The 12,091-nt window shown below is 44.4% G+C and carries 14 protein-coding genes; 5 read left to right on the forward strand and 9 right to left on the reverse strand.

All coding sequences use genetic code 11. From position 1 onward, the window contains the following. From recJ to B3182_RS10750, 6 genes are all read right to left on the reverse strand, one after another. Positions 1-1,482, reverse strand: a 1,482-nt coding sequence (gene recJ, locus B3182_RS10725; RefSeq protein ID WP_292752720.1) for a single-stranded-DNA-specific exonuclease RecJ, incomplete at its 3' end; no start/stop codon positions are given. Further along, positions 1,479-2,417 (reverse strand): hypothetical protein, encoded by a 939-nt coding sequence (locus B3182_RS10730; RefSeq protein ID WP_292357252.1) that lies wholly within the window; start codon positions 2,415-2,417, stop codon positions 1,479-1,481. The genes recJ and B3182_RS10730, both read right to left, overlap by 4 nt. Beyond that, positions 2,410-3,114, reverse strand: coding sequence for a DnaA regulatory inactivator Hda (gene hda, locus B3182_RS10735; RefSeq protein WP_292357254.1), 705 nt, complete (start codon positions 3,112-3,114; stop codon positions 2,410-2,412). The genes B3182_RS10730 and hda overlap by 8 nt, the downstream gene beginning before the upstream one ends. A gap of 10 nt (positions 3,115-3,124) precedes the next feature. Beyond that, a complete protein-coding gene (locus B3182_RS10740; RefSeq protein ID WP_292357256.1) occupies positions 3,125-4,171 on the reverse strand; it encodes an AI-2E family transporter in 1,047 nt (348 codons plus the stop codon). Then, positions 4,168-4,725 carry a CDP-alcohol phosphatidyltransferase family protein gene (locus B3182_RS10745; protein ID WP_292357257.1) on the reverse strand — a complete coding sequence of 186 codons (558 nt, stop codon included), beginning with the start codon at positions 4,723-4,725 and terminating at the stop codon, positions 4,168-4,170. Before B3182_RS10745 ends, B3182_RS10740 begins: the two co-directional genes overlap by 4 nt. Beyond that, positions 4,722-5,762 (reverse strand): DUF2066 domain-containing protein, encoded by a 1,041-nt coding sequence (locus B3182_RS10750; protein ID WP_292357258.1) that lies wholly within the window; start codon positions 5,760-5,762, stop codon positions 4,722-4,724. The genes B3182_RS10745 and B3182_RS10750 overlap by 4 nt, the downstream gene beginning before the upstream one ends. Before the next feature lie 58 nt (positions 5,763-5,820). Between B3182_RS10750 and purM the strand changes: the two genes are divergently transcribed. Genes purM through B3182_RS10770 form a run of 4 tightly spaced genes read left to right on the forward strand, consistent with a single transcriptional unit; the run spans position 5,821 to position 8,844 of the window. Further along, positions 5,821-6,882: a phosphoribosylformylglycinamidine cyclo-ligase gene (gene purM / locus B3182_RS10755; RefSeq protein ID WP_292357260.1), complete on the forward strand. Its 1,062-nt coding sequence runs from the start codon at positions 5,821-5,823 to the stop codon at positions 6,880-6,882. Then, entirely contained in the window at positions 6,879-7,466 is a 588-nt protein-coding gene (gene purN / locus B3182_RS10760; RefSeq protein ID WP_292357262.1) for a phosphoribosylglycinamide formyltransferase, read from the forward strand. Before purM ends, purN begins: the two co-directional genes overlap by 4 nt. Before the next feature lie 6 nt (positions 7,467-7,472). Continuing rightward, the gene (locus B3182_RS10765) at positions 7,473-8,216 is read left to right on the forward strand and encodes a DUF3108 domain-containing protein (RefSeq protein WP_292357263.1); all 744 of its coding nucleotides are present in this window, start codon (positions 7,473-7,475) and stop codon (positions 8,214-8,216) included. 25 nt (positions 8,217-8,241) lie between these two features. After that, on the forward strand, positions 8,242-8,844 hold the full coding sequence (locus tag B3182_RS10770) for an NUDIX domain-containing protein (protein ID WP_292357264.1): 603 nt from the start codon (positions 8,242-8,244) through the stop codon (positions 8,842-8,844). A gap of 47 nt (positions 8,845-8,891) precedes the next feature. On the opposite strand, the gene B3182_RS10775 is transcribed toward B3182_RS10770, so the two are convergent. From B3182_RS10775 to icd, 3 genes are all read right to left on the reverse strand, one after another. Next, a complete protein-coding gene (locus tag B3182_RS10775; RefSeq protein WP_292357265.1) occupies positions 8,892-9,800 on the reverse strand; it encodes a D-hexose-6-phosphate mutarotase in 909 nt (302 codons plus the stop codon). Between the two features lie 70 nt (positions 9,801-9,870). Next, positions 9,871-10,353: an FKBP-type peptidyl-prolyl cis-trans isomerase gene (locus B3182_RS10780; protein ID WP_014707250.1), complete on the reverse strand. Its 483-nt coding sequence runs from the start codon at positions 10,351-10,353 to the stop codon at positions 9,871-9,873. A gap of 9 nt (positions 10,354-10,362) precedes the next feature. Continuing rightward, complete coding sequence (gene icd, locus B3182_RS10785) at positions 10,363-11,616, reverse strand: NADP-dependent isocitrate dehydrogenase (RefSeq protein WP_292357267.1); 1,254 nt, start codon at positions 11,614-11,616, stop codon at positions 10,363-10,365. A gap of 57 nt (positions 11,617-11,673) precedes the next feature. On the opposite strand from icd, the gene B3182_RS10790 reads away from it, so the two are divergent. Continuing rightward, on the forward strand, positions 11,674-12,091 hold a 418-nt coding region (locus tag B3182_RS10790; protein ID WP_292752723.1), incomplete at its 3' end, for a pseudouridine synthase.

A 12,091-nucleotide genomic window follows, 5' to 3' on the forward strand; every position in this document is an offset into this window, starting at 1 on the left:
CTCCGGAAAAGCCTGACCCCATGGCGCCAGAACCGGTAATTGCTCGGCCAGCTGGAGGTTCAGTTCCTGCGCCGATAATTCACCGTCAGAATACAAAGCGCGTTCAAATACACTGGGATCGGCTGAAAGCTGAACAGCTTCCCTGAATGCCTGCTCAAACAATGAAAAGTCGTTCTGCTTTAATGTTAACCCTGCTGCCATCGCATGTCCGCCAAAGCGTAAAATTAAATCAGGATATTTAGCAGCGACATTAACCAGGACATCACGAATATGAACGCCCGTTATAGAGCGCGCTGAACCTTTGATTTCACCAGGTTCGCCCGGTGCAAACACGATGACTGGCCGATGCAGTTTTTCTTTAATTCGAGAGGCGAGTAATCCGATTACCCCTTGATGCCAGCTTTCGTCATATAAACAATAAGCAGCTGCCTGAGTGGTTTCATTCAGCTGCAGTTTTTCCAGCATCGCCAGAGCTTCCAGCTGCATGCCTTGTTCAACCGAGCGACGCTCAATATTAATCTGATCCAGCAACTGAGCAGCTTGCTGAGCCATAGCAAAGTTATCCGTCAGTAAGGTATCAATGCCCAACCCCATATCATCCATACGGCCCGCTGCATTTAACCTCGGCGCAATGGCAAAGCCCAAATCCTGTGCAGATAATCGATTGATGTCCTTACCGGCAATTTGTAATAAAGCGCTGATACCTGCACAGGCGCGTCCCTGCCGCATACGTTTCAGTCCAAGATCCACCAGTGTGCGATTGAGCCTATCCAAAGGCACGACATCGGCGACGGTGCCCAATGCGACCAAATCCAGCAATTCCACCAGACGAGGTTCTGTCAGTTGCTGTAATTCAAACCAGTTAATATCACGTAATCCCTGCCGCAGACCGACCAGCACATAAAATGCCACCCCAACCCCTGCCAGCATTTTGCTGGGAAAGTTATCTCCGGGTTGATTAGGATTAACGATAGCGTCGGCTTGTGGCAATTGTTCTGCGGCAAGATGATGATCAGTGATCAACACTTGCATACCACGTTGTTTGGCCAGAGCAACCCCATCCAGACTGGCAATCCCGTTATCCACGGTAATCAATAAATCCGGCTGGGTTTCACTATCAATTTCGTTAAGTAATTCTGTGGTTAAGCCATAACCATGCACGAATCGATTTGGAACGATAAAATCAATATGTTGCAGCCCCATCATGCGCAAACCACGCATCATTACTGCACAGCTGGTAGCGCCATCGCTATCAAAATCCGCCACAATCATTACTCGCCATTGCTGCTGTAATGCCTTGATCAATAATGTTACGGCTGCTTCCATCCCCAGCATTTCCGAGGGTTTTGGCAATCCAGCTAAATCAAAGGTTAATTCATCTGCTTTAACAATACCCCTCGCCGCCATGATTCTTCGAATACATGCTGGCCATTCCTCAGGTAATTCACTGATATCACCTATATTACGCTGTTGAATATTCATAATGGCCAAGGCTTCCATACATCCCAGCAGCGCCACTGATATTGGCCATGTTCAGGAATGATTAAACGTAACTGTTGAATTTGATAACGGCGTAATTTTTGTTTTAAAGGCAAAATTTGTTGTGCCGTCACAAGCTGCAAGCGTTGCTGCCAATCATTCTGCAAATCCAGTTCCGGTAACAGCAGTAATTGATTTCCACCTCCCAACTGCTCAGGTTTCCACTCAGAAAAAGAGTTAAAGCTGACAGAACACGCAGAGGACAGTAACTTTAATAAAGTCGAATCGCCATAGACCTTATCCCATCCATTGGTAGACGGTTGCCAGTCTCCCTTGCCCCAAAACCAGAGACTATTCACTGGCAATTTGCCAGCTGACTGTCTTTGTTGATTAACCGGATGTTCAAATAAAGCCATTTGAATTTCATTATTCAAACGTAACCAGGCATTTTGTTCCTGTCCGGTCGGTAACGCTGAGACTACCGACTTACCAATCAGTGATGGCATTGCCGTTAGGGAAATATCGGGCATATTTTCCAACCAAACTGACCAATGGTTTAAATCATTAGGCACCAGTTGAGCATCAAAATCATTCAATAAAGGTTGAATGCATTCTCTAAGCTGGGTGCCCTCTTCCATTGTTAAATCATTAATTGAAAACAATAAAAGATGATCTCGATCAGCATGCAGATAACACGGATCAGCGCAAAGACTTAGTTGACCTGGATTTCGTAATGCCGAAGCGGGCAAATCAGCACCTGTGAGGAGCCTGGAACTAAAAAGCTGAATTAATGCTTTTTCAAACGTATGGTTGTTAGCAGTGAAATGTGCTTTTTTTAATAATTTTTTCAGTTCTTCGGGTAATAAAGACTGATTAATTTCCTGCATCGCAGTGGCTAAACCAGGCCAGATAATTGTCACTGATGGCTTTTCAGCCACGTTGTATAACTTCCCGGACAAATGGAATGGTTAATCGACGCTGTGCCTGTAAAGACGCTTTATCGAGACGTTGCAATACTAACATCAATGACGGCATATCCCGGCTGTAATGGCGTAATAGATATTGGGCTACTTCTTCAGGCAAAATCAATCCTCTACTCTGTGCATGACTGATCAACGCCTGTTGTTTCAATGCATCAGTCATTGAAGGCAATTGATAAATTAATCCCGTTGCCAGTCTGGATCGAAGATCAGGCAATTCAATGGCTAATTGTGCCGGGTTCTGATCAGCGCAAATCAGTAATTTATGCTCTTTCTCACGTAAACGGTTAAAGCAGTGAAATAACGCCTCTTCCCATGCAGCATCGCCACAGATTGCCTGCAGATCATCCAAACAGACAACATGGCTCTGTACTAAGGAAGCTAATACCTCAGCATCTGCTGTATCGCGAAGTTCCTGTAGATTAATATAACTCACCGGATACCCCTGATTTTGCAGGCGTTCGGCAATTGCCAGATTCAAATGGGTTTTACCAACCCCGGACTCTCCCCAAAGATAGAGAAAATCAGGTTTTTTTTCCAGGCAGAACGCATCCACAACAGAGGCTAACTCATCGCTTTCAAAGATAAAGTTATCTATCGTGAAGATTTCATGCGGTGTTAACCGCAGCGTCAGCTGTATTTCCTGCTTATTCATCACCTGCTGCTCAGGAATACAGATGACTGTTCAGGTAGCGGTGATGAGCATGCCGTAACAAAACCATCACTACAGCGGCCACTGGCAGTGCTAACAATACACCGACAAACCCGAATAATGTGCCACCAGCCATCACTGCGAAAATAACTGCCACGGGGTGCAGACCAATCCGTTCGCCCACAAATCGAGGTGTCAGAAACATTCCTTCAACCATCTGTGCAAAACCGAATGTCAGAACGACCCACAGGATGGGTAACCATTCCTGAAACTGTAAATAGGCTGCAAGACCGGCGAGCAGAATACCAATAAATAAACCAAGATATGGTACAAAACTCACAATACCGGCTATCACTCCAATTAGTAAAGCCAGGTCGAGTCCAATCAATGTCAGACCGATACAATACATGATTGATAAGGCCAGCATTACCATCAACTGCCCGCGTAAAAAGCCTGCCAGCATATCGTCACATTCACCGCTAATCTTAATGATTTTGTCTGCATGTTTACGCGGCAATAATTCGCGAAACCTGGCCACCAGATCGTCCCAGTCTCTCAACAGATAAAACGTCAGTACCGGGATAAGGATCAGATTGGTTAACCATTGCAATATCACAAGGCCTGAACGGGTCATATATCCAAAGACATCACCCGCCATTTTTCCCGCTTCCGACCAGTAATCCTGCAAAGCGGTTTTAACGGTATTAAGGTCGATCATATCTGTTGATAAACCGACTCTTTGCAACACATGCTCCAGCGAGTTTTGCAGTTGATCCAGATAAGCTGGCAGTTTTTCAAATAAAGATGCCAGTTGAGCACTAAGCATGGGAATAAAAATAAGTAATAAAATCATTCCCGTCAGCACAAATATAGCGAAAACAACACATACCGCTAAAGTGCGGGATAAACGATAGTTTTCCAATCTGTCGGCCAGTGGGTCTCCCAGATAAGCCAATAATGCCGCAATAAAAAATGGTGTTAAAACAGAAGATAACTCCATCATTAGCCAGCCAGATAAAATCAATAGCCCTAGCAACAGGAATTTATTGGTATCACTCATGAGCTTTTTTTCATCTGACGCCACGCGTTTGTCCCCCATACCACAATGTATTCACTACCACTAATGATGACACTTGCCACCACCAACCAGATTAAGGTTGTACTCCATGTCGCTACTTGCGGAAGCCATTCTTGCTGCAAAATAACAAGCAACACTAAAGCAATCTGAAAAACTGTATTGATTTTACTGCTCCAGAGCGGAGACAGTTCATATTCACCGAATTTGAAATGATAAATCAAAGCACCACAAACAATCAGTAAATCTCGACCAAACACCAGCAATAATAGCCACAAGGGTAATAGTTGCATATAGGTTAATGTGGTAAATGTTGCGACCAGCAGAAATTTATCTGCTAGTGGATCAAGAATAGAGCCCAGACGACTTTGCCAGTGAAAATGACGAGCCAGAAAACCATCCACACCATCAGAAATACCAGCGATGGCCACCAGAATCAATGCAGTGGAAAACTTTTCTTCAATCATCAGCCAGACAATAGGGCCAACTAATAAAATTCGAAATACACAAATGAGGTTGGGAATATCCCGTGGACTCAAGGTAATAACCTGTATTGAGAGCCGCTATCATCAGTGGTATCGGGCTCAATTACCCGTCCCATCGCTAGTAATTGTCTGAATTTTTCCGGCTCAGCCTGAATAAGTAAAACCAAATCGAGCTTCTCACTGCCCAAGCTACCGACTTTAATATCCGAAACGACCTGTAAGCTTCCCAGATAATCCATTAGTCGACTGTAGCCATCGTAGTCTTCAATACCAGAAACATGAATTTCCATTTCGGTATTATCTGATTCACTGAATGAGATATTCAGCCGTCTACCCAGCCGATCAGCAAACTCATCCACCCCGTTTTGAATCGCTGTTTTAACATCACCCTGACTTGACCAGCGCTCAACCTCTTCACCAAGCAATGCCTGCCAACTTATTTCGACAGATTCCTCATTACCCCGTAAACGAGCTGACACAATGACAGAAGAACCATATCGCTCGGAGGCCTGTTTTACAGCAGTATTATTACCCGTGGCAACATCGTTAAAAGTCAGCTGAGTCTGATCCTCAAGATCCATCAATGGCAACAATAACGGAATACCGCGTTTTTTTGCTGCCTGTTCGATATGAAAAAGTAATGAATCTTCATCACCTTCCCCAATCAATTGTTGTTTCCCTGCGTACTCAATAGCCACCCAGAACAGTGTCTCAGGTCGGATTTTGTCCCATACTGGCAACCCGATTCGTTGTAAGGCGTTATTGATGCCTTCAGCATTAAATTCGAGCGTTAAAGCTAATTGTTGTTCCGCAACATCGCTGTCAGGATTTGGAATTTGCTGATAATAATATTGATCGACATACCGGTCTGCATCGGTTACCAGAGCAGAAATATCTGCCTGCTCCACCGCGCGACGGTCACCAACGACTTTTACTACCACCTGTTTGAGCAATTCCGGCGCGAGTCGCTGACGATCTTCTTCACTCTGCGAAGCAACAGGTGCTTGAGCTTGATATAAATCAGTAACTTCCGCGGCGGAGACAATCGACGCAGCGAAAACGAAAATCAGTGAGAAAAATAATCTAGGCATTGTGGTATTCTAACACGCTGTTTTTTGTGTGTGATGTCCAAATAATCAGGAAGCCAGCATGACCGATCCAGTCGTTCCACCTACCCAATCAAACCAAGCTCTCAGTTACCGCGATGCCGGTGTTGATATTGAAGCCGGAAATGCGCTTGTCGAGCGTATCAAACCCTTAGCAGCCAAAACCCGTCGTCCTGGTGTCATGGCTGGACTGGGTGGTTTTGGCAGCCTGTTTGAACTACCGCTCGATAAATATAAACAACCGGTTTTGGTCTCAGGAACAGATGGTGTTGGCACCAAATTAAGACTGGCAATCGAGGCTGGAATACATGACACCATTGGTATTGATTTAGTTGCCATGTGCGTCAACGATATCGCGGTTCTTGGCGCGGAACCGTTATTCTTCCTTGATTATTATGCCACCGGAAAACTGAATATTGATGTAGCAACGGATGTTGTCAGCGGTATTGCTGAAGGCTGTCTTCAATCAGGGGCTGCATTGGTAGGCGGCGAAACAGCTGAAATGCCAAGCATGTATCAGGAAGGTGATTTTGATTTAGCAGGTTTTTGTGTCGGCATTGTAGAAAAAGACAACATTATTGATGGATCTCAGGTAAAAGCTGGTGATGCCATTATCGGGATCGCGTCTTCCGGACCACACTCAAATGGCTATTCATTGATTCGCAAGATTATTGAAGTCAGCAAAGCTGATCTGAATATGTCATTTGATGGTGCAACATTAGGTGAAAAACTGTTGGCACCGACCAGAATCTACGTTAAGTCATTACTACAACTACATGAAAAAATTAATATTCACGCATTGTCTCATATTACCGGTGGTGGTTTATTGGAAAACATTCCCCGCGTATTACCAGAAAATGTAACGGCAATTATTGATAGTAAAAGCTGGCAAAGACCGGCCGTTTTCGACTGGCTGCAACAGCAGGGAAATGTGGTCGATCGTGAGATGTATCGCACTTTTAATAATGGTATTGGCATGGTGGTTTGTGTAGCTGAGCAGGATGCCGATGCAACCGTACAGATTCTGACTGCACTGGGTGAGACGGCTATGCGTATTGGCCATATTGAAAATAGTGACACCGAAGAACAAGTCATTATTAAATGACTACTGCCTTGAAACCCAAGTTGGTCATCCTGATTTCAGGACGTGGCAGCAACATGCAATCAATTGTTAAAGCGATTCAGGTAAATGAGTTGGATGCGGAGGTTGCTGCCGTAATCAGTAATTGTCCCAATGCAGCTGGATTGGAATTTGCTCAGCAATCTGACATTGCCACCCGAATACTGGATCACAAGGCTTTTACAAGTCGTGAAGCGTTTGATGAACAGCTGATGAAGCTGATTGATTCTTTTGTTCCGGATTATGTTGTATTAGCTGGCTTTATGCGGATTTTGAGCGCAGGATTTGTTAAGCACTATGCGAATAAATTAATCAATATTCATCCATCGCTGTTACCTAAATTCAAAGGTATGCATACGCACAAACGAGCCATCGAAGCCGGTGAAAAAGAACATGGTGCGACGGTACACTTTGTTACCGAGGAACTGGATGCCGGACCGATAATATTACAGGCTAAAGTACCTATTCTGGAAAATGATACTGAAGACACTCTGGCAGCCAGAGTGTTGATTGAGGAACATAAGCTTTATCCTGATGCCTTAAGGTTGCTGATTCAACAACAGAACTGATTATTCATGCGCTATTTTTCCTACCTGGTGTTGCTGTTTATGTCTGCTACGGTTTGTGCTCAAGACCTAGCTGATTATTCTGCACAATATGAAATCAATATGAATGGTTTGCAGGCTGGCGAGCTGAACCAGCAGCTGGAAACCTTAACAGATGGTTTGCATCGCTTTCGTTCAGCGACTAAGGCCAAAGGTGTAGTTGCTTTATTCAAACGCGATACGGTCAAGGAAACCAGCTTATGGACCCTCTCCCAACAGCAGATTAAGCCCCGTCAATATCTTTATCAACGCAATGGTGGCAAAAAAGATAAATATTTACGCATGGACTTTGATTGGCGTAATCGCTCCGTACATATAGATGACAGGGTTCATCCATGGGATCTTGAAATTGAAGATAGTACATTGGAAAAACATGTTTATCAGGTACAACTGAGATTGGATTTGCTGCAGAATCCCAAACAGAAAACCTTTAATTATTTAATTGCAGATGGCGGCCGTCTAAAACATTATCAGATCAAAAGACTTGAGCAGGAAACGATAACTACACCACTTGGCAGCATAAACACTGTTAAATTCAAAAGACAACGTGATAGAGACAGCGACAAGGATCGGGAAACCACTTTGTGGTGTGCACCGGAATTGAATTATTTGCCGGTCAAACTGGAGCACATTGAAAAAGATGGCACCAAATTTACTGCGGTATTGCGTCGTGTAGAGGGTATATCAAAATCAGCATTTACCCCTGTCGAATAACATCCCTGAAATGTAAGGAAAACTGATGAGCAAAAAACAGTTTGAAATCATTGAAGAAACAACCGCTTATAGCGGTTTTTTTAGTTTAAAAGTTGTCTCTTTAAAACATACATTATACAAAGGTGGCTGGAGTGCACCGCTAACCCGAGAAGTCTTTCATCGTGGAAGCTGTGTTGCGGTATTACTTTATGATCCACAAAAAGATGCGTTGGTTATTATCGAACAATTTCGTCCCGGCGCCATACAACTAAATGATGAGCGTGCGTGGCTTCTTGAGATTGTGGCTGGGGCAATTGAACCTGGCGAAACACCAGAATCCGTGGCCTATCGCGAGGCCGTTGAGGAATCAGGATGTGAAATACTGGAAATGATCAAGATAAGTGAGTTTTTCACCTCTCCGGGCGGTACATCCGAGCTATTACACCTGTTTTGTGGACGCATAGATAGCACCCATATTGGTGGATTACATGGCCTGGATGAGGAAGATGAAGATATCTCAGTCAGTGTATTATCATTCGATGAAGTCTATGCCTTGCTGGAAACAGGTAAAATTATCTCGGCGATTCCGATTATTGCTATCCAATGGCTGGCTTTACATCGTGAAGAATTACGTCAACGCTGGACTTAAGCACACTCTATATCGTTGTTGAACAGCTGAGATTGAAATGTCACTTTCTAACCCAATGGCATGATTCTGTAACCAGCTGAAATCGTATGCGATTCACCCGGTGCCAAACTGATACTGTTATTGGCGGCATTGGCCGTTTCAACACAGACAAAGTACTGATACGAGTCATCAGTCATATCTTTTAATGTTGCCACCCTATCCCAAGGATTCCATACTATTGTGGTATTTGAACCTGAACTTTCTACCACAATGCGGCGTGCCCAGTCAGAATCCTCAATAAATAGCTTGTCAGGACTGTTCAAATACACTCTGTCTGTTTCGCCGTTAAAAACGATCTCACCAGCCTGAAGTTTCTCACGAAAATTTTCTACCTTGTCGAGATAATGATGATTGCTCAACCCCCTCACCTGAGTTTTTTCGATATTTCCCACTGCAAAATAAGTATGCAATGCCTGTGAGATAACAAAACTTTCTTGATCAAGGTTTTCAGTAGTTAAGGATAATGTTAACTGTTCATTGATCTCAATCACCATTTTCAAACTATAAGCACAATGCCAAAGCGGTTCGTCCTTAGGATCCGGTGATAATGACAGAGTCAATTTAATGCCATCATTTTCAGTCTGTTGCACATCAATCAAATCCCAAACACGGTTACGTGCAAAACCATGAGCAGGACGGCCTTTACCACTGGGATCAACACCAAACCATGGCCAACAGACCGGGACACCTCCTCGAATTGCCCGCCGATCACCATAACGGCTCATTCGACTCAAAAACAATAGATCATGTAATGCATGTGCAGAGCGGTAAGATAATACCTGCGCACCCTGAGTTGTTATACGTGCCTTGGCATGAGGCGTATTGATATTTATCATTACACATTCTGACGGCCCCATTGAAAAATCCAGGCGATCAGCAATAGCAAATTGTTGTTTTAGTTGTTCTATAGTTTGCATTAAATTCTACGTCTGAAACAAAAAGACGGGCACAATGCCCGTCTTTGAGACTAAATCTAAGTTTTAGTTTTTAGTGCTGGTGACCGCCTTCACCATGAACATGTCCATGTTCAAGCTCTTCTGCACTTGGTTCACGAACTTCACGGATTTCAACGTCAAAGTTCAAATGTACGCCAGCCAGAGGATGATTTCCATCGACGGTAACAGTTTCATCATTGATTGCTACTACAGTGACCAAAACCGGGCCTTGCTCGGTTTCGGACTGAAATTGCATACCCACTTCAACTTTTTCTACACCACTGAATAATTCAGCAGGTACATCCTGTTTTAGCGCATCATGGCGTTCGCCATAAGCATTTGCTGGTTCGATACTGGCCTGGACTTTATCGCCAGTTTCTTTGCCCGCCAGGGCATCTTCCAAACCAGGGATAATATTGCCAGCGCCATGCAGATACGCCAGCGGGCCGGCACCTTCACTGCTATCAATGACTGTGCCGCTGTTGTCGGTGAGCGTGTAGTCGATCACGACTACTTTGTTGTCTGCAACTTTCATGGAAACTCCTTACATGTTTTGAATAACAGCTGCAGCATAATCACTACAACTCAACGCATCGACGCCAATAGCCTGAGCTAAATCACCGGTGACACGCGCATTAGAAATGGCGCCTGAGACGCCGGAAACGACCAGATCTGCCGCTTCGCCCCAACCTAAATGTCTTAAAAGCATTTCGGCCGATAGGATTAATGATGACGGATTCGCATTATTTTTTCCAGCCAAAGCCGGTGCTGTGCCATGTGTTGCTTCAAACATCGCAACGGCATCCGCTAAATTTGCACCCGGTGAGATGCCAATTCCCCCAACCTGTGCAGCAAGGGCATCAGAAATGTAATCACCATTCAGATTCAATGTGGCAACCACATCATAATCTTTAGGGTGCAATAAAATTTCCTGTAAAAATGCATCGGCTATCGAGTCTTTGATAACGATTTTTTTACCGGTATTTGGATTATTAAAGGTTTTCCAGGGCCCACCATCCAGCGGCGTAGCACCAAACTCTTTTTCAACAAGGTCATAGCCCCATTGTTTGAAAGCCCCTTCGGTGAACTTCATGATGTTACCCTTATGTACCAGGGTCAATGAATCACGGTCATTGTCGATAACATATTGAATGGCTTTACGTACCAGTCGCTCTGTTCCCTCTTTGGAAACCGGCTTGATGCCTATCCCCGAGGTTTCAGGAAAACGGATTTTGCTGACACCCATGTCTTTTTGCAGAAAGTCGATGACCTTCTGAACTTCAGGTGTACCGGCAGCCCATTCAATACCGGCATAAATATCTTCTGAGTTTTCGCGGAAGATAACCATATCGATATTTTCGGGTGCTTTAACCGGGCTTGGCGTACCAGGGTAATAACGTACCGGGCGCTGACAGACATATAAATCAAGCGTCTGACGTAATGCCACATTCAAAGAGCGAATCCCGCCTCCCACTGGCGTCATTAACGGACCTTTGATCGATACCGAATATTCTCTCAACGCATCAATGGTTTCTTCTGGCAAATAGGTTTCAGCACCATAAAGCTGTGTGGCTTTTTCGCCAGCGTAGACTTCCATCCAGGAAATTTTGCGTTCGCCGTTGTAGGCTTTGTTCACTGCCGCATCAATCACATCAATCATGGCCGGTGTGATATCGATACCGATGCCATCACCTTCGATAAAAGGGATAATCGGTTGATTAGGTACATTCAATGAATAATCGGCATTAACGCCGATGGCTGCACCCTGTTCCGGTACACTAATGTGTTGATATGCCATGCACGGCTCCTGAAGTTAAAAGTGGCATTTTACATGATCTATGGCGTTGATATAACCATGACCAGACTAATTGCATTTAATAAACCCTATGACGTGCTGACTCAATTCAGCGATAGCGACGGTCGTAAGACACTGAAGAACTACATAGATATACCGGACATCTATCCGGCAGGTCGGTTAGATCGGGACAGTGAAGGATTATTATTGCTGACCGACGATGGTCAATTGCAACATCATATCAGCGATCCACGACATAAATTAAGCAAAACTTACTGGGTTCAGGTGGAAAACATTCCGGATGCTGCTGCGCTTGAACAATTGCAACAGGGTGTCATGTTAAAAGATGGTCTGACCAAACCGGCTAATGCCAGACTTATCAATGAACCTGATTTGTGGGAAAGAGTTCCGCCGGTACGATTTCGACAATCGATTCCAACCCAGTGGTTGGAATTGCAAATCAGTGAAGGCAAAAACC

Source organism: Methylophaga sp. UBA4204 (assembly GCF_002379485.1).
Lineage (GTDB): Bacteria > Pseudomonadota > Gammaproteobacteria > Nitrosococcales > Methylophagaceae > Methylophaga.

Excerpts from the sequence above, each read along its gene's own strand:
- hda (WP_292357254.1), bottom strand. The coding sequence starts at position 3,114 with ATGAATAAGCAGGAAATACAGCTGACGCTGCGGTTAACACCGCATGAA.
- B3182_RS10740 (WP_292357256.1), bottom strand. The coding sequence starts at position 4,171 with ATGAGTGATACCAATAAATTCCTGTTGCTAGGGCTATTGATTTTATCT.
- B3182_RS10750 (WP_292357258.1), bottom strand. The coding sequence starts at position 5,762 with ATGCCTAGATTATTTTTCTCACTGATTTTCGTTTTCGCTGCGTCGATT.
- purM (WP_292357260.1), top strand. The coding sequence starts at position 5,821 with ATGACCGATCCAGTCGTTCCACCTACCCAATCAAACCAAGCTCTCAGT.
- purN (WP_292357262.1), top strand. The coding sequence starts at position 6,879 with ATGACTACTGCCTTGAAACCCAAGTTGGTCATCCTGATTTCAGGACGT.
- B3182_RS10765 (WP_292357263.1), top strand. The coding sequence starts at position 7,473 with ATGCGCTATTTTTCCTACCTGGTGTTGCTGTTTATGTCTGCTACGGTT.
- B3182_RS10770 (WP_292357264.1), top strand. The coding sequence starts at position 8,242 with ATGAGCAAAAAACAGTTTGAAATCATTGAAGAAACAACCGCTTATAGC.
- B3182_RS10775 (WP_292357265.1), bottom strand. The coding sequence starts at position 9,800 with ATGCAAACTATAGAACAACTAAAACAACAATTTGCTATTGCTGATCGC.
- B3182_RS10780 (WP_014707250.1), bottom strand. The coding sequence starts at position 10,353 with ATGAAAGTTGCAGACAACAAAGTAGTCGTGATCGACTACACGCTCACC.
- icd (WP_292357267.1), bottom strand. The coding sequence starts at position 11,616 with ATGGCATATCAACACATTAGTGTACCGGAACAGGGTGCAGCCATCGGC.